The organism is Methanoculleus sp. SDB (genome assembly GCA_001412355.1).
Classification (GTDB): Archaea; Halobacteriota; Methanomicrobia; order Methanomicrobiales; family Methanomicrobiaceae; genus LKUD01.
On record LKUD01000065.1, the window covers coordinates 1 to 17,529 of the forward strand.

Consider the following 17,529-nt stretch of genomic DNA (forward strand, 5'->3'; position numbering starts at 1 on the left):
GGGCTCGTGGTCTAGCTGGTTATGACGTCGCCTTCACACGGCGGAGGTCCTGAGTTCGAATCTCAGCGAGCCCATACCTATTTTTTAAGAGATTTTTTAGTTCGGTGAGGTCTGCTTCGACTCCCGAGAACCGCAGATATGTACGAATGCTGCCACCCATCCCATATCATATCATTTTCGTTGTATTCACTCCGAACACAAATCTGTTGATTCTAGGAATAATTCGGGTGAAGGGAGTTCTCACGAAATAATTTTATTTATGGTTGTCGATCACAACCGTGTATGGACAGCACCAAGAATCCCCGGGGAACTTTCGTGGGAGCGAAGGTCGACCTGGAAGAATGTACCCGTCGTTTCAAGCTCCTTGCACAATCCGGCGAGGAAGTAAAGGGAGTATTCGGAGGAGCGGTGATCGAGGGAGACGGTCATGCCCACTGCGGAACCGGGAAGCATTTCCTGATCGTGACCAACGAGCGGGCGATCTTCTCCGCCGGTGAGCCCCCGACAGAGGAGAATACGGACTTTTGGGTCTATGCCGATATAACGGGTGCAGAAGCGAAGAAAGGGCTGATCACGGGTGACGTAATCCTGACCGTTAAGGCTGCAAAAAAGCAGTTCGGATTCATGCAGAAAACGGAAGCCGATACGGCGGTTGCGCTAATCCGGGAACAGATCAAAGCGTAACATGGCGGTTGCGAGAGGATATACGAGTAATAGTGAGGGATGACGGTAGACTGCATCCTTTCCCTGCACTGAAATGCTGCGAAAAGGTATGCGGGGAGAGACGAGACGTGTGTACTTCGAGAACTCCTTGTGCTTTTCCCATACATCGTTGAGAGCCGCCTGATGCTATGGCTCCGAAGGCTTGGATGACACGGACTTTTCCATCGGAAGCGCCCTGGTAGCTATGGAATAGTGAGGCTCTATAATTAAAACTGGAGCGTAATTCGTCTTCCCACGGCGGAGGTCCCGAGTCTGAATCTCAGCGAGCCCACACCTATTTTTTAATAGATTTTTCAGTTCGGCGAGGTCTGCTCCGACCCGGAGAACCGCAGAGTGCAGCGGAGCAGCGCTGGAGCGGATTCTTATCGGGGGTTCATCTACATCTCAATGACCTTTCCGGCTCCGCCCTCAATATATTTTTTAGGATACCGTCTTTTCAGTTCGGCTTTGTGCCGGGTGCAATGAACGGGACACAGCAATTCCAGATCCCGGAATAATGCCAAGTCACGAAACCCGTGGAGCCCTCCGACGATTCCATGGATTTTCCCGAATTGCCTCGCAGTATCGAGAATGGTACCCATATGGGGGTGAGCACAGCCGACAATCATGACAATTCCCTTCGCGGTAATAACCCCCATGCTTTGCTCAATTTCCTCTAATTCACCGGTAGAAAAGATATTTTCATGAATTTTGGCCGGGTGCGGTATGGTAATGACATCTCGTCCTCTCAATCCACGAAAGGACGGCGGAATATATATTTTTGCCCTGTCATTTTCGTTCAAGAAATCAGAAAGGCCTCCTATATGGTCAAAATGGGAATGCGAAATGAACACTTCATCGATCGACGACGGATCAATTCCCAGTTTTTCCATATTACCGAGCAAAATTTTCCCATTTCCACCGGTATCGAACAATATCCTGGGACCATTTTCTACTTCCACCAACGCGGAAAAACCCCAGTCTGCCTGAAGATCTTTCCGAAAAGCCGTATTGTCATAGATGATAGTAATTTTCATGGTCTACCGCTCACTCCTCAAAATTGTTAACCGTCTCTCTCCTAAAAACGTGAGGTCGATCCCTCTTTTCCCGAGGGCTATCAGCAATGCCGGGGTTACTGAGGAACATCCACGTAGTGATCATACACTGACTGTTGAGCTCCATCCGAAAACTGCCCGGTAACCACGATATGCTGTATCCCTGAGGCTGCAGACGTTAATTTTGACTCCCCTGGTGGCATATTCACCGTCAGGGTCGACTTCGTTCCTGATGGGGAGATGATATCAATGGTGAGCATGGTGAGGTTCGTATCCGAGCCGCCCTGAACGAGCACTTCAATGTGGCCCGTGGAGACAATTGGAGTGACACTTAGGTTATGTATCCCTGGTATAGCCGGAGAAATTGACGGAGTCTCCTGTAATGCGGTCGGCACACCGCCCGATGAAGAACTGCTCGAGAATGGTGTTATACAGGCTGCAGCAGTAACGAGCGCTATGATGAGTGCGATGATGGCCATCATGCATTTCGTACTTAAAAAAATATGACAATTGATGAAAAAGGTTGTGCCGGCAATACGTGGAAAAAGGACACGGTGCTGAATTACATTTTTTTGGATTGCTGTAGCATCTGTGGTGCGAAGAGTTGAGCGGCACTCGCCAGTACCTTATCCGTCCCTCCTCTCGATCGCTATCCCAACCTCGTTCCTGCGCATGAAACCAGGCGTGATGGGTGCGTTGTAGCGCATCAGGAAGGGTTCTCCGAGGCTTCGGATACCGTTCGCCTGCAGGATAGAGAGAAGCTGCGCCTGCATCTGCTTCACCGTCGCGTCATCGGCATAGCCACGAAAGCGGATCACGGCGACATCCCGGGCGGGGACCTCCTGAAGTTTGATCTGCCGGTCTTCCGGCTCCGGCGGCGCCTGTTCCAGGTACCTTTCGGGCAGCACGAACGAGATGCTGCCGCCTTCGGATACCACGGGAGTCGTCATCGGGATCTTTTCGGAGGTGATGACGGGAGCAGTCATCGGGATCTTTTCCCGCGGGCGATTGGCCCCGGATATGTAGTTGAACAAGAGTGAAAAGCCCCCGTCGCCGTATCCCGTGACGGTCGCGAGCAGGAGTTTCGGATATCTCCGGAGCTCGACATCTCCGATTCGACCAACTTCCTCGTATGCTACCGTTTCTGTCATCGTTCCAGCTCCTGCTATAACGCGGCAGGAAAATCCCTGCCTCGTTATGATCCGAATGTCAGGACAGGGATTTATATTTTGGCCCGGATTGTAATCGCGGAGACGTTTTGCTGCCGGCAGCAATAACCGGTGCTTCGGGGAGCATTTCCCTGGAGCTACCACGCTGCTTTTCTCTGACTTCAGGGCAGGATTGAAAAAAGACCTTGTCGGCATTGCTGAAGAATTCTCCAAAACCCAAAAAATGTCTGTTCTGCATATCGCGAAGTCTCCGCAGGAACAGCAATGTGGGGCCGGGAGGCCGAGACATAGAATGTGTTTATATGCCTATCCCGTCCAGATCAAATTTTTCTTCAAATTTTGTTAATATTTCTGATATAATCTCATCTTTTCAGAGATATCACTAATCCAGAAGTTGATGTTCGGCGTTATTTTTCCGGACTCCATCTCCGAGAACAAAATACGAGGTTTAAACGTTGTTACATCCATTTCGGAGACGGGCTTGAATTTAAAAATGTTGAATATTTTCAATTCCTCCGTTTTTGAAACATCAGGCAATATTTTCGGATTCTTAATCAGAATATCTAAAATAATTTTGTTAACACGTTCATAATCGGTGTTTGATGGTACTATCAATGGAACCCGGACAGGGAAATTTGTACAATATATGCCAGTTCGTCCATTGAAGGTAACCTGCCTGCTCCGCATTATCCGCTAATTGCATTCATGATCACCGATTACTGATAAAGTCGTGCATAATTACGCGACAGAGGTTGAGGGCGGAATCATGAAAACCCGGCTCCTCACTGTCACGGGTTAGTAGAGCGACGGAGGACAAGCCTGTGCTGATCGCATGGCTATGTGGGACATCACCTTCGGGAAAAAAGAGCCTGCCAGATGGATAGCAGCATTCCCTCATGCCCGAGTCGTCCGCTCCGAAGATACCGGGCATTTTGGTTCCAAAGGAAAATCAAGGGAACTGTTTACCGATAATCGTTGCCTGCTGGAAAGGTGATATGGCGGAGGAATGCATGCTGAAAAAGCGACCCTTATAGGGTGCCTGCGTCCTGCTACTGCAGCGGCGGCCCGCCGCGGCTGTACCCCGTTGCCTCCAGAAACGCCAGCCAGTCGAAGTCGGTGACGTTGTGAGGAGTGAGCGGGAAGTAGGTCGAGTTCTTCGTGCTGGCCGAACGGGCCGGAAGCGAGGCGATCTCCGCTGCAAGTTCCCCGCCGCCGTGAACCGGGATGAACAGCCCCGTTCCCGGCACGGCAGCCAGCCGGGCCTCGAACGTGCCGGATTCGGGCCTTCCGATGCCGTTTTCATCCGACACGCCCACCGCCGAGCCGATGACGGCATAGCGCGGGCCGAACATCTCGTTGAGGTGCGCCCCCGCCGTCCACCACGCGAGCGCGTGGGGGCCCAGCTGCCACTGTGCCTTTCCCCGCCGCAGGTGGCTGTTGTGCGCGAAGGCCAGCACCTTCCCCCTGCCTTGCTCGGCGGAGATCATATAGGCCAGGTTATCCGCCATCATCGCGTCGCGCATGCCGAGCAGCCGGACAATCCGCTCGGTCGAACCCGGCGTTGCCACCGCGGCATGGTAGTTCAGCAGCTGCCATGCGACCACTGCATGCTGCATGGCCTCCCGGTAGCGATCACCGCCGCTTGTCGCCGCCAGCGCGGGCCGGCGCACCTGCAGTTCCGTCATCAAATCTTCCGTCGCGATCCGCAGCGCAGTCGCCTCCGGGGAGAGGCCCACCGACTGTGCCGGATCCATCATCGCAGCGGGATTCTCCCACCTGGCGTCCGGGCCGATCAGCGGCTCGATGCGTCCGCGAAACTCCGTGCCTGCGTCAGGGTCCGCCGAGGCGAGATACGCGAGCACGAAATCCAGTAACCGGCGCGGGCTGTCGCTGCCGGTCATTTCTGTCGGGCTGTCGAAGCCGTAGAACCGGAGCCTCACGCGATGGGACGGATCCGCATTGTAGGTCCGCATCCACTCCACGAGTTCGCGGTTGGCCTCGAGCCGCCCGAAGCCGTGGCTGAAGCCGGCCTCCTGCACCTCTTCGTACGATGCCGGGCCCCGGCCGGCAATATACTCGTCGACGAGGCGGCCTTTCGGAAAACTGCTCTCGACGGCAATCGCGCTGTAGCCGTGCTTTTCCACGAGGCGCTCAAAGAGCCGGTTCCTGTGTTGGAGGATCTCCTCGCCGCCGTGAAGCGCTTCCCCGAAGCCGAGCAGCTCAATCGCATCGCCGAGGGACACGATGAGCCTGTCGACAGCCGCGTCGAACGTAGCGGGCGGGCCGGTGGAGAACGGGATGGCCCTGTCCCGGATCCAGTCATCGAGCGTTGCATGCGTCATGGATACAGAGTCACCTTCGTGATGCGGGTCACCCCAATCATGGATTATACAGGCTGGATATCACTATCCTCTCTCTCATGAAGCATAATAGCTATCAGTGCGATGGCCCCCGGCTCCGGCGGGGGGGGCAGAATCCAGAAGAAAAAAGGAAAGAAACCGTCAGGCGCCGGCCGCAGGCAGGATTGTGAAGGCGCCTTCAAGCCGGTCTTCCCCCTTATCGGAATTTATGACGACAACCGTCCATTTGCCTTCCGGATATTCCTTTTGTTCGGGAATTTTTAAGGTGCATTTGATCTTCGTTGAACTTGACGTGACGCCCGTGCACGCGATTTCCAGCGAATCGCGGATGAGTTTGACATTCTTTGCGAGTTCGAGATTCTTTCCACAAACCCTGAATTTGATCTCTTCTTTTCGCTTCCCCTCGGCAGGACTGGTACTGCGGAGGACCGGGACGGAAACCGCGGGCGTGCCGGCGGCAGCCGCAACCGTCTTGCTTGCAAAGTAGAAGCTGGAAACAGCGACGACCAGCGTGCTTACGGTGGTGATGATCTGTTTTGCCAGATCTTCACTCGCCTTTGAATTTTCCATGATCCGCCCCACATTATAGCGTGTTTCATTCGTCCCGTTGATAAGAACACTTACTTGTTGGATATAGGCAATCTGTTCTTTCGGGATGTCATTAAGCAGCTCTTGGGTAATAGATCGATATTGACTGGTCGGTAGAACTCTGACTTCCTCAAACAGAAGCAGGGAACTTATCATGAAAATGAGGATAAGGCTCAACGCGATGACAGCCCGTACGCTGCCCTCGGGAAGACCAAGAGACTGTTTGCGATCGGAAAGGCCGAGATGTTTGAAAATGAATGCTGTAAAGGTGAGTGATACCGTAAGGGCGATGACACTGATGACAAGCAGAACCGACAGGATGATTTCAGCCCTTTTAAATTCGGCATACAGAAACAGATAGAAAACGAGGAGTCCTATCGTTACAACAAAGAATAGCGTAACGATATCCCACAATGCATATTTATTTTCCTCACTCACCCTCTCACCGCATTTCATATCCCTCGATTTGTATTTAATTTTATTGCAGAAAAAAAATAAAAATAAAAAATTGTTGCAATCCCATAGTTCTTAACGAACCGCCGAGCGGCATCGTGACGGATCGCCGCAACCATCGTCGATATGAAGGCAGGAACGGTAATTTCACCCGCCAGCATCTGTTCAATACCGGCAGGATCCGGTGGTGAAGAGGGTGCGGCTTTTCTCTCTGGGATCGACGATTTTTTCGATAGTTACCAGTAGCAGTCGAATTCATAGGGAATTCCTGTCGCCTTCAGCCATTCCCGGAACTCATCCGAAGCGTGGAACCGGCCGCCGAAAACCGCCTCGATAAGGCCGAGCAGCACCCAATCCTTGTCTTTCGCCCTGACATAGACCCACCATTCATAGTCGTCGTCACCGTACATCGTTCGCGGGGCCTCGCCGACGTCCTGCGCCGAGATAACCAGGTCGCCTGTGTCCAGGATCTCGGCATAGACGAACCGCGAGGTCGGCCCCCGCTCTTCGAAGAGCTTCACTTTTTTCAGGTTCGCACCGGATTGATCGATCTCCATACAGCCACCTAAACCTCTCTTTTACATTTCGTTGCGCTGAGAAATCCGGTCCTCCCGACCTATCCCCTGTTTTCCGCCGACCGGCCATCTGTTCGCAGCAGGTACAGGCCGACACACACCGGTATCGCGAACGTCAGGGCGTAGTACACGAACACATCGGCGCCGTAATAGGAAGCCTCGAACAGCACGACGATGAAGAGGTAGTCGAGCACGACCGCGATTGCCGTCCATGATACCCCGAGAATCGCGTAGTACGTGAGGGGGAGGGGCCGGCTGCGGAACCACCACCACGTTACGGCGATGGTCACCGGGGTGAAGACTGCCGTGATGATCCAGCCCATCGCGTATGCAAACGGGGAGAAGAACAGGACTATCGATACCAGGTAGCCGACCAGCCAGAAAAGGGTGCCGAGGCCCGCGGTGTCCGTGATCCACTCCTTCATACCGGGATGCTTCGCTCTGTGCCATGTTATGCTTTGGCGTCGGATACCGGCATCCCGGCCGGTAAAATCCGGTAACACCTCATGTTGCCTTGATTTTTCTGCGGACGGCGCAGCCGGTAGAAAAGTACTTACCATCACAGAAAAAGCAACAAATTTTATTATCGGATATGATATACCTCCCCTTCATCCCAGAGGGAGGAAAGTATGATGAGGCAGATACTGACAGTGATGGTGCTTGTTGTGGTTCTCGCAGCGGGCGTTGGAATCGTGAGCGCAGACAAACCAATCACCGCTGCCGCCGGGGCGCAGGGCCCGTTTGCGGAGGTGAAGCTGACCGCCTATGACGCAGCCGCCGATGCACAGTACGGCCGATCGGTGGCGATCGACGGCGATCTCGTGGCAGTGGGTGCCGGCGGAGACGGCGCCGACGGGGCGGTGTATGTCTATAAGCGCCAGGGGATGCAGTATGTCCCGGATGCGAAACTGGTCGCCCCGGATGCGGTGATAGAAGCCGAATTCGGACGATGTGTCGTGATCAAAGGTAGCACGCTCTTCATCGGAGCCCGTTTTGCCCAGGTCGGTGACTATACAAAGGCTGGTGCGGTGTACGTTTTCAGGAAGTACCAGGGAACATGGCAGTTCGAGCAGAAAATTTCCTCTCCCATGCCGGAGGATGAGGATAATTTCGGCCGTGCTATCGCCGTTTCCGGAAACCTGATGGTAGTGACGGCCCGGAAAAACACAGCCGAAGAAGGAGCGGCATACCTTTATACGTATAAAGGAGGCAGCTGGGCCTATACGGCAACGCTTACGGCAAGCGACCCGGTCCCCGGGGCGTACTTCGGCCAGTCCGTAGCCCTGCAGGGGGGCATCATGGCGATAGGGGCCCGTAACGCCGATCCGAACGCTGCCGGCGCCCTCTATGTCTTCCGTCAGACCGGTGATGGCTGGGAGGAGATTGCAAAGATGACGCCGGATGACGGGAAGAACGACGACCAGTTCGGGTTCTCGGTCGCGATGGCAGGCGATACAATTGCGGTGGGGGCCCGGCGGGCGGATCTTCCCGGTGCATCGAACGCGGGTGCCGCCTCTCTCTATTCCGTGAAGGGCGACACCGTTACACTGATTGCAAAAATTACCGCAAATGACGCGACCAAAGGCGACGAGTTCGGCCAGTCGCTCGCCTTTGCCGGCGACGTCCTGGCAGTCGGTGCACGAAGGGCCGATGTCGACGGCAATACGGACCAGGGCATCATCTACTTCTTCCGCCGGGCGGGTAACCAATGGGAGGAGATCGGTACGGTCAGTGCATCCGACGGCATGGCTGGCGACGAGTTCGGGTATTCGCTCGCGGCCTTCGGCAACCGCATGGTGACCGGGGCGCACTTCGCTGATTCGTTAACGGGAGATAATACAGCAGGAGCGGCCTATGTGCTCCCGGTGGCGGCGTGAAAGGGCGGTGGCGGGGAGCGTTTTCCCCCCCGACGTTTTTGGGTAAAAAACACGGCAAAAGGATTATGCCGAAAATATTTCGCTCTTCTCGATTCCGGGCATATTAACAGCCCTGTTTCGGACAACACACTGTGGAGGCTTCACGAACAAGCGGCACCCTTTTTTGCATCCGGTCGATGGGCACGATATGGTTCACGATCCGTTTTGCCTTCGCCGACTGAAAAATCCCGACGGGCAACCCGGTTTTTTTGTGCTGGCGATTGGAAAGGTTCATGGCTTAGCAGTCAATTCCTTATCAGGATGTGGTTTCATGGATGAATTCATGCAGGCGGCTATTGAAGAAGCCAGACAGGGACTCCGGGAAGGCGGCATCCCCATCGGATCGGTGCTGGTGATCGACGGCAGCATCGTCGGCCGCGGGCACAATCGCAGGGTGCAGCAGGGCAGCGCTGTTTTGCATGCGGAAATGGACTGCCTTGAAAATGCGGGCCGGCTTTCACCCGCAGAGTACCGCCGGGCGGTGCTGTATTCGACGCTCTCCCCGTGCGACATGTGCAGCGGAGCGGTCCTGCTCTACAAAATACCAAAAGTCGTGATCGGTGAAAACCGGACCTTTAAAGGGCCGGAGGAGTATCTCCGGTCACGGGGCGTGGAACTGGTTATCTTGCACGACGAAGAGTGCCTACGAATGATGCGCGATTTTATCGCCGCCAATCCGGCATTGTGGGATGAGGATATCGGGAAAGGGTAGATAAATCGCTCCTTTTGTCAGGAGAGGGCTGTATCCTTCCCCGTCATTTCAGGTAGCCAGACCGGCCCGTCAGCTGTCGCCCACGGGAAGGAGCTACCGGTTCTTGCGTGAGGGATGCTATTTAATCGGGCATATTTTTCCTATTCGCCATTCTCCGGAATCAATTTCTAGGAAATCGTTCATCGTGAAGTAGTAACCGGGCATCACACAGCGAATCCTGATTCTTTCGACCGCTTTCGGAGTATTCGGATCGAGCTGCTTCCAGGTTATGTGATACCCTTTTTTCAGGTCGATGGGGTGCAAAATACTTTGATCCAGACTGTCGTTCTCACTGATCCAATCGCTGTCTTCCGCGTATTTCAACTGAAGCTGAATGGCATACCCGGTACTTCCCTTCATAGCGACAAAATTCCTCCACACGTCCAGCTCGTAGCCCCGTATTTGCTGCCAGAACGTGTTTTGGGTGAGATTCGGAGAAACGAAGTACATCTCGGTCTTCGTTATGCTTTCATTTGCTATATGGTACGAAATCGTCGACGCTGTGAGGCCAATATTGTTGAATTTTTGCAGCGCGAACGGTTCATGGTAGTTTGGTTGCTGAGGTCCCGGATTTATGATCTTCATTCCCGGAATGTCAACATTATAGAGCTGATCCAGCGCCCATCCTCCTGTCGTATCGTCGTCGAAATAAAACATTCCGGGGTTGTTCTTCGAAAACGTTATCCCCGGCATCGCCAGAATGACGAGGATTGCGACGGCTCCGATTATTCCCAAAGCAAATGTATCCCGGTTTTTTATCCATCTTTCATTGGGGGCCATAGTAGTACCTCCTAACGACACCATTATCATTATGAAACGATAGAAATGCAGCGAAAGAGAGAGAAACTGAAAGGAATTGAGCTCTTAATCTGCCTGATGCAGTGTTTCCGACCGGTTGATCCGTGATTGTGCGATTATGAATACTGTTTCATATCAGGATGCTTCGTTCTTGAATTTAAATGCGACGTGTTAACGGGGTATTCTGTACGGGAGGCATGGTCGGGTTCGGACCACCTGGGATGATCACCGTCATGACGTAATGCCTGAACACAATGGTGCCGTAATAGATGGCCTTGACTAGAATTAATAATTATAAAATTTGTCGTTGGAAAAGGATTGTGTTGGGAAATCCATTATTTCGCAGTTCTTTTAAAAGAAATACGCATATTTATCACCCTGCCTCTACGTCACCCCCTCCCAAAAGAGGGGCCGTACACCCCCGAATCCGGTAAGGATACACTCACAGTGCTGGGAGCAGGATCCACAGATCCTCCAAATTTTACCACGACGTTCTGCGTCGAAAACGCAGCAAGACCGCTAAATATAGGGCGTGACTTCGCCCTTGTCGGTACTGTTCAGCCAGATCGCGACACCGGCAGGGGGTCGAGATCACTGCAGGCGAGCCCGTCGGCGGGTCAGCCTGAAGTCAGCGGTCACCGGGCTGTCGGCAACAACAGTGGCGACCTTTGCAGCACCATAATAACCGTCCTTTTGAACAAGTACCAGATGATCGCCGGCCGGTATTGCGGTGAAGGTAAACGGTGTCACTTCACCGGTATCACTGCCGTCGAGCCGGATCGAAGCGCCAGCAGGTGATGAAATTACTTCAAGCGAATTCGTAAGGCCGTTGACGATAACCTGACCAGTGGTAATTGTGGGCCTGAACTGTACATCGTCCGCATCGGCTAAACCGTTCGGCTCCTCAATCATCAGGATAACGGCAGATGTACCAGGGCGAAGTCCTACAACCGTGATAGAACCGAGCGGCACATGTGAGGCGCCTGGCCCGTTGTCCACCGGAAAACTCAAATCTCCGAATTTTATCCTGACCGATTGCGCAGGACTGATGAAATCAGATTGTTTTAATTCCGCCCATACAGGAAAATTGATCGCAGTAATATTCACTATTCCGGGAGTATCGAGCGAAACCGTATATATACAGGCCAACAGCCCATTCGGTGCTTCATCAAGGGTGAATGTGATAATCACAGTATCATCCGGATCAACTGCCTCAGAATCGATTGTTATCTGATTCGCTGAGACGCCGGAAACAATGCCTGCAACCGCGAGAAGAACAAGGATTATTAAGCTCAGTTTCTTCATAGTCTCCAATCCCGAGTATGGGCATGCGCCCCCACATATAATGATGGCAATTTCATTCATCTTAAAACATACAACAATTCATTCGCAATAACGTACATTTCATGATCGCAATCTGAATACAAACCGTTTCAAAAAGAAGCGCTATAATAATAGACATATATGAGTACAGGGCGTTTTTGGTTATCACTGAGGAATCCCCGGTGACTGGTGACATTGCCCGGCGTTTGTATGCTTATAGGTACATCCTCAGAGAGGGGAAGGATGCCGCATCAGCGTGTGACCGTGCGTTACCGGTTGACACAGGCCGGAATGATTGCGAGATGCACAAGACCGGCTGCGCTGACTGTGGCGAAGAATGCGACGTGCCGTTCAAGCCCCCCGAAGGCTAGTCTGTGTACTTGAGAGATTGTCTCCCGAAACACCGGAAACCCCGGTTCTAATTTTTTTTCTTTTCGTTTCTTGTGGAAATGAATCTCTTCATCGGTCAATCCCGGGGATGAGACTTCCGGTTGGCAGAAAATCTCATGCATCAGCATCAACCGATATTTCACTTTTCTTTGAAAAAAGAGATGCGTTTTTCTCGCTCTGCTTTATGCCCCCCACTCAAGGAAGAGGGCCCGTACATCCCCGAACCCGATTACGCCATTACCATCGTAATCAAAACACCCAATCGGTTCGTTGGCCGGGATCCAGACGTCATAGTTTTCGAAGAACATGCGTATATCGCCGAAACTGAAGACCCCATCGCCATTCAGATCCTCAAACAGCCCGTCCTGATCAAGATCCCGCGGGGGATTGCTTGTGCCGGGAAGGGGAGTGACACCCGCGACAGTGAGGGATACAGCAATCGACGTGGTCTGCCCGGCGACGACCGTCACGCTTTCCGTGTAATCCTGGTACCCTGACTTGGCGAGGGTAAGGCTATGTGGCCCCTCGGAAATCCCGGATATGGTCAGCGGCGTCACGCCCTGATCAACACCGTCGAGGGAGACGCTCGCACCGCTGGGGTCGGAGGTGACCGAGACGGAACCTGTCGAAGGGAGCAGTGAGACTGTTATTTCCGTAACCTCATTCGTGTTGATATCCACATCCCCGGTATACGTGATATACCCATCCAGTTTTACGTCTACTATATGGTGTCCCGAAAATATATTTCCAATTGGTATCCCCGTTTTACCTCTTTTCATCCCATCAATATAGAGATCTGCACCCGGGGGCGTACTTATGACCAATAATTTTCCTGTTTTATCAATCCAATAATTCCAGTATATTTCTGACAAATCAACAATCTCGCCATCCCCGTACTCCAACTCCCAGTAATCATAAAACTGGTCGATGTCGTTGGGGTTGTATTTGGTCATAATTTTCCAGATTTTGCTGAATTGATTGTCAATATGATCATAATATTCATTGCCCGAATCGAAGATATCCCAGAGGACGCTTGCTACGCATCCTTCGGTAACATTACCATCGTATAGTCCGGGATCCTCAATTTCAGCCCATTGATTTGACTCAATATTTTCGCTATTCCATCTCACATTATTTGGGGCATTGTCTACGGCGCATCCTATGAACTCAGCCCATCCTTCGTTTAATGCGAAGCCACCATCACTTTTAAATCCAACATAATGACTTTCCAATGGGTAAAGACCTGCTGGAATTTTGGTATTGCCACGTATGTCATACATGACATAATGCCCGTATTCGTGACAGACGGTATATCTACTAAATCCTTCTCTGAGGTCTATCTCAACTAAAACCGGACTAAAACCAGTAGGTGAGAAGGAAGGATATTCAACCTTTATCTGCGGCGGCGCGGTATACGGTGTGTCAATATTTTCGTTTATCCATAAAAATTCAGCATTTATCGCATCAAGAATTAATTTCAATACAGGGGCATGAGGATCTGAAGCGGGAATCTCTAAAGGAATGAAGGTGATCGAACCATCCTGCAAATCCTCATAACTATCGCTTGACCACGAATATGGCACTAAATTATTTTCCACATAGGCAAGAGGAGATTCGGCATATACTTTAATATATGCATCACGGCCGCCCTGTAAAATTCCATCATTATTATCAACAGTGAAAGAATACCAGCCAAATTCATCTGTATACTGGGTGCCAAGTGAATCATCAAAACCGATATCTTTGTCTAACAACTCAACTTTTACATTCCGGGCATCGGTCGGAATTCCGTCTTGATCCGTCCAATAAATATGGCCTTTCACCGTGATGGTGCCCACTTCCGAAAGCGTCGGCGAGATCGTTATGGTCTGCCCGGCCCCGAGCGTCACGGTTTCCGTATATTCATGGTAACCTGATTTGGCGATGGTGACGGTATAGTCATCCGGCAGCAACCCGGCCATTTTCATCGGTGTTATCCCCTTGTAGACGGTATCGAGATACACGTCCGCGCCGGTGGGGACGGAAGCGACCGAAATGGTTCCGGTCGTGGGAATGAGTGTCTCCGACACGATAGCAGTCTCTCCGGCGACGACCGTCACCGTTCCTATATAATCCTTGTACCCTGATTTGGTGAGCCTGATGGCATAAGTGTCCTGGAGGATGTTGGTCAGGATTGTTGGGGTCGTTCCCTTATACTCGTCATCCAGATAAATGCTGGCCCCGGGCGGGATTGAGGAGACGGCGATTGATCCTGTGAACGGAAGAGCGCCGATTATCCAGTCGGACTGATCGGTTGGGCTATACCCGGTGTAATCTCCTTCCACCACATACGTGAAATAATACAATGCGCCGGCAGAGGGTATGAAATCAAACGAAAAGGTTGCAGTCTGGCCTGCTGAAATCAGTTTCTCCACAGGGGTGGGATCAAAGTCATAGGTACCGAACGGGCTGGCCTTGTCGCGATCCAGGATCACCCTGACCTTTACAAAATGTGATGCAGTTTCCCCGTTCCTGACGGTGACTGTCACCGGAACGACCGTATCGGGAGTTACCGTGACCGTACCTGCGTACGGGTTCTGTCCGTTAATGGTCACGCCGGTTGCATACTGTGAGTGCCTCTCGAAGGCGAAAGATGTCGTTCCGCTGACGGCGAAAGTATCGCCGCCCCAGAATTCTCGATACCCAAGGCCGGATGACGGGGTATTATACACGTCGATGAAATACGTGCCGGCATCACGCTCCGTGAAGGTGACGGATTTGGAGGCTTCGCCACCGGCATATACCACATTCTGGTGGGTCAGATAGTTCCTGCTGCTGTCCAGGAGGGTGACATCAAGCGTTCCTCCTGTTGACGGCAATGCTTTGCCATCAGCGTTTTTCACGGTTACCTGAAGAGATGACCATGGAATCAGTGTCGGCGACACGGTTTTTGTCTGCCCGGCGACAACCGTCACGGTCGTAGTATAATCCTTGTATCCCGATTTGGTGAGTTTGACGGTATGGGTTCCCTGCGAGATACTCGTCAGGGTTGCAGGGGTCGTCCCCTTATTAACGCCATCGAGGTAGATGGTGGCGCCCGTGGGACTTGAGGATACGGAGATCGATCCGGTTGTAATGACATTGACACCGGCGATCCAGTTTGACTGATCGGTCGGGCTATACCCGCTGTAATCTCCCTCTACGACATAGGCGAAATAATATGTTCCGCCTACGGAAGTTTTGAAATTAAACGAGAACGTTGAAGTTGAACCTGCCGAAATAAGTTTTGCCGTTGAGGGTATGTCGAAATCAAATGATGTGGCCTTATCGCGATCAAGAATTATTCTGACCTTTGCGTAGTGCGCTACGGTTTCCTTATTCCTGACAATGACCGTAATCGGAACATTGGTATCTGCACCGACGGAGATCGGACCCCCGGACGGGTTCTGCCCGTTGATACTCACTCCGGTTGCGTACTGTGAGTGCCGATAGAAGGAGAAATATTTTGTTCCGCTGACGGAGATGGCATTGCCGCCCCAGAATTCTTTATATCTCAGGCCTACCGATGGGGTATTATATACGTCGATATTGTAGGTGCCGGCGGCAAGGTTCGTGAATGTGACGGATTTTGATGATTCGCCGCCGTAATAATTCACATAGGTGTTGGTGATGTAGTTCCGGTTGCCGTCATATAGAGTAACATCGATTCTACCGCCCGTAGAAGGCAAGGCCGCACCATCGGCATTATACACCGTAACCTGAAGTGAGGAAAGCGGAATCAGTGTCGGCGACACGGCTTTTGTCTGCCCGGCGACGACCGTCACGGTAGTGGTATAATCCTGATACCCTGATTTGGTGAGTTTGATGGTATGGGTTCCCTCCGCAATACCGGACAGTGTTTTGGATGTCGTTCCCTGGTAGACGCTGTCTAAGTAAATGCTGGCTCCCGTGGGATTCGAAGTGACGGAGATCGAGCCAGTAGATGGATAAAGGGTCGCCGACATGGCTGTCGTCTGTCCGGCGACGACCGTCACGGTTTTCGTATAATCATAATATCCGGATTTGGTGAGTTTGACGGTATGGGTTCCCGGCGAGATTCCGGTCAGGGTTGCGGGGGTCGTCCCCTTATTGACACCGTCGAGGTAGATGGTGGCGCCGGTGGGACTTGAGGAGACGGAGATCGATCCTGTGGTAACTAACGTCACGCCGTTGACCCAGTTTGATTGATCGGTTGTAACATATGCACCGTAATCTCCCTGTACAACATAGGCGAAATAATATGTTCCCACAAGAGAGGGCTGGAAATTGAACGAGAAGGTTGAGGATCCGCCCGCCGAGATAAGTTTTGCCGAGGATGTTGCATCGTAGTCAAATGATGTAGCCTTATTACGATCAAAAATCACCCTGACCTTTGCATAATGCGATCCGGTTTCTTTATTCTTGACAATCACGGTTATGGGAACTGTTGTGCCCGGCGTTACCGTGATCGCACCTGAATATGCATTCTGCCCGTTGATGGTGGCTCCTGTTGAATACTGCGTGTGCCGATAGAAGGTGAAATATTTCGAACCGCTGACGGATAGGGAATTGCCGCCCCAGAATTCTTTATACCGCAAACCCACCGATGGCGTGTTGTACACTTCAAAAATGTAATTGCCATCGGTAAGGCCTGTGAATGTGACATATTTTGACGATTCGCCGCCGTAATAATTCACATAACTGTTGGCTACATAGTTCCAATTGCTGTCATACAGGGTAACATCGAGCCTTCCCCCTGTTGAAGGCAGTGTAGCACCATCCGCGTTTTTCACCGTTACCTGAAGGGATGACGCTGCCGATGCCGTCCCGATCATTATGCAGACAAATAAAATTCCAATTACTATTCTTTTCATTATTTCATGCCCCCATGTGAAAAAAACACATCTTCTGCCCTGAGTTCAATGATCCCATGCACTTAACCTCAAACCCGATTGCCGATTTTTAATCAAACCGGGAATAGGTAATAATTATATAAAGAATAGTCGATCAAATATTTCATTGATTTAATAAACAAGCTAGCAATATGGATTATCCAATTGATAGTATTGACAACTATTGAAATTAAAGATTAAATAAAAAAATAAAAATAAAATTTTTAGATTATTAATTGAAAATTATTGATCCCACCAGGCATCTACAGCCCGGGTACCGCTGCCACTCCAGAAATACTACCGGGTGACTCCCGGCTCCTGTGAGTTGTAATAAGGAGGAGCACAGCCGCGATCAGCTCCCCCGATAAATTTTTACCATTGCATTACGTCAATCTCCCCGATTCCTCAGAATTCCGGTGGATTTTCATATCACAGTCATCCATCGTCGCACACCTTGCCTCCCTTTATGTCCCCCACTCCCAGAAGAGGGCCCGCACATCCCCGAACCCGATGACGGTATTGTTATCGTAGTCGAAACACTCGACCGGTTCGTTGGCCGG

The 17,529-nt window shown here is 51.7% G+C and carries 15 protein-coding genes and 1 tRNA gene; 5 read left to right on the forward strand and 11 right to left on the reverse strand.

The window, feature by feature from the left end:
- Both APR53_04170 and APR53_04175 read left to right on the forward strand, forming a co-directional pair.
- A tRNA-Val gene (locus APR53_04170) sits at positions 1–74 on the forward strand.
- Positions 75–282: 208 nt separating this feature from the next.
- The gene (locus APR53_04175; protein ID KQC03975.1) at positions 283–684 is read left to right on the forward strand and encodes a hypothetical protein; all 402 of its coding nucleotides are present in this window, start codon (positions 283–285) and stop codon (positions 682–684) included.
- A 416-nt stretch (positions 685–1,100) separates the two neighbouring features.
- Here the strand turns inward: APR53_04175 and APR53_04180 are convergent, their stop codons facing one another.
- The gene (locus APR53_04180) at positions 1,101–1,739 is read right to left on the reverse strand and encodes an MBL fold metallo-hydrolase (GenBank protein KQC03976.1); all 639 of its coding nucleotides are present in this window, start codon (positions 1,737–1,739) and stop codon (positions 1,101–1,103) included.
- Between the two features lie 318 nt (positions 1,740–2,057).
- On the opposite strand from APR53_04180, the gene APR53_04185 reads away from it, so the two are divergent.
- Positions 2,058–2,264 (forward strand): hypothetical protein, encoded by a 207-nt coding sequence (locus tag APR53_04185; GenBank protein ID KQC03977.1) that lies wholly within the window; start codon positions 2,058–2,060, stop codon positions 2,262–2,264.
- Positions 2,265–2,383: 119 nt separating this feature from the next.
- On the opposite strand, the gene APR53_04190 is transcribed toward APR53_04185, so the two are convergent.
- The 6 genes from APR53_04190 to APR53_04215 all read right to left on the reverse strand — a co-directional run bounded on the left by APR53_04190 (position 2,384) and on the right by APR53_04215 (position 7,327).
- A complete protein-coding gene (locus APR53_04190; GenBank protein ID KQC03978.1) occupies positions 2,384–2,908 on the reverse strand; it encodes an SOUL heme-binding protein in 525 nt (174 codons plus the stop codon).
- A 360-nt stretch (positions 2,909–3,268) separates the two neighbouring features.
- A complete protein-coding gene (locus tag APR53_04195) occupies positions 3,269–3,613 on the reverse strand; it encodes a hypothetical protein (GenBank protein KQC03979.1) in 345 nt (114 codons plus the stop codon).
- 362 nt (positions 3,614–3,975) lie between these two features.
- Positions 3,976–5,268, reverse strand: a complete 1,293-nt coding sequence (locus APR53_04200) for an erythromycin esterase (protein ID KQC03980.1) — start codon at positions 5,266–5,268, stop codon at positions 3,976–3,978.
- 159 nt (positions 5,269–5,427) lie between these two features.
- Positions 5,428–6,330, reverse strand: a complete 903-nt coding sequence (locus APR53_04205; GenBank protein KQC03981.1) for a hypothetical protein — start codon at positions 6,328–6,330, stop codon at positions 5,428–5,430.
- A gap of 233 nt (positions 6,331–6,563) precedes the next feature.
- Positions 6,564–6,884, reverse strand: coding sequence for a hypothetical protein (locus tag APR53_04210; GenBank protein ID KQC03982.1), 321 nt, complete (start codon positions 6,882–6,884; stop codon positions 6,564–6,566).
- Positions 6,885–6,943: 59 nt separating this feature from the next.
- A complete protein-coding gene (locus tag APR53_04215; GenBank protein KQC03983.1) occupies positions 6,944–7,327 on the reverse strand; it encodes a hypothetical protein in 384 nt (127 codons plus the stop codon).
- Positions 7,328–7,531: 204 nt separating this feature from the next.
- On the opposite strand from APR53_04215, the gene APR53_04220 reads away from it, so the two are divergent.
- A complete protein-coding gene (locus tag APR53_04220) occupies positions 7,532–8,779 on the forward strand; it encodes a hypothetical protein (protein ID KQC03984.1) in 1,248 nt (415 codons plus the stop codon).
- Positions 8,780–9,089: 310 nt separating this feature from the next.
- A complete protein-coding gene (locus APR53_04225; GenBank protein ID KQC03985.1) occupies positions 9,090–9,530 on the forward strand; it encodes a cytidine deaminase in 441 nt (146 codons plus the stop codon).
- Positions 9,531–9,647: 117 nt separating this feature from the next.
- Here APR53_04225 and APR53_04230 read toward each other — a convergent pair whose 3' ends face one another.
- The 4 genes from APR53_04230 to APR53_04245 all read right to left on the reverse strand — a co-directional run bounded on the left by APR53_04230 (position 9,648) and on the right by APR53_04245 (position 16,912).
- A complete protein-coding gene (locus APR53_04230; protein KQC03986.1) occupies positions 9,648–10,349 on the reverse strand; it encodes a hypothetical protein in 702 nt (233 codons plus the stop codon).
- A gap of 609 nt (positions 10,350–10,958) precedes the next feature.
- The gene (locus APR53_04235) at positions 10,959–11,672 is read right to left on the reverse strand and encodes a hypothetical protein (GenBank protein KQC03987.1); all 714 of its coding nucleotides are present in this window, start codon (positions 11,670–11,672) and stop codon (positions 10,959–10,961) included.
- Positions 11,673–11,959: 287 nt separating this feature from the next.
- Positions 11,960–12,208, reverse strand: a complete 249-nt coding sequence (locus APR53_04240) for a hypothetical protein (GenBank protein KQC03988.1) — start codon at positions 12,206–12,208, stop codon at positions 11,960–11,962.
- Positions 12,209–12,262: 54 nt separating this feature from the next.
- A complete protein-coding gene (locus APR53_04245; protein ID KQC03989.1) occupies positions 12,263–16,912 on the reverse strand; it encodes a hypothetical protein in 4,650 nt (1,549 codons plus the stop codon).
- Positions 16,913–17,529: the final 617 nt, after the last annotated feature.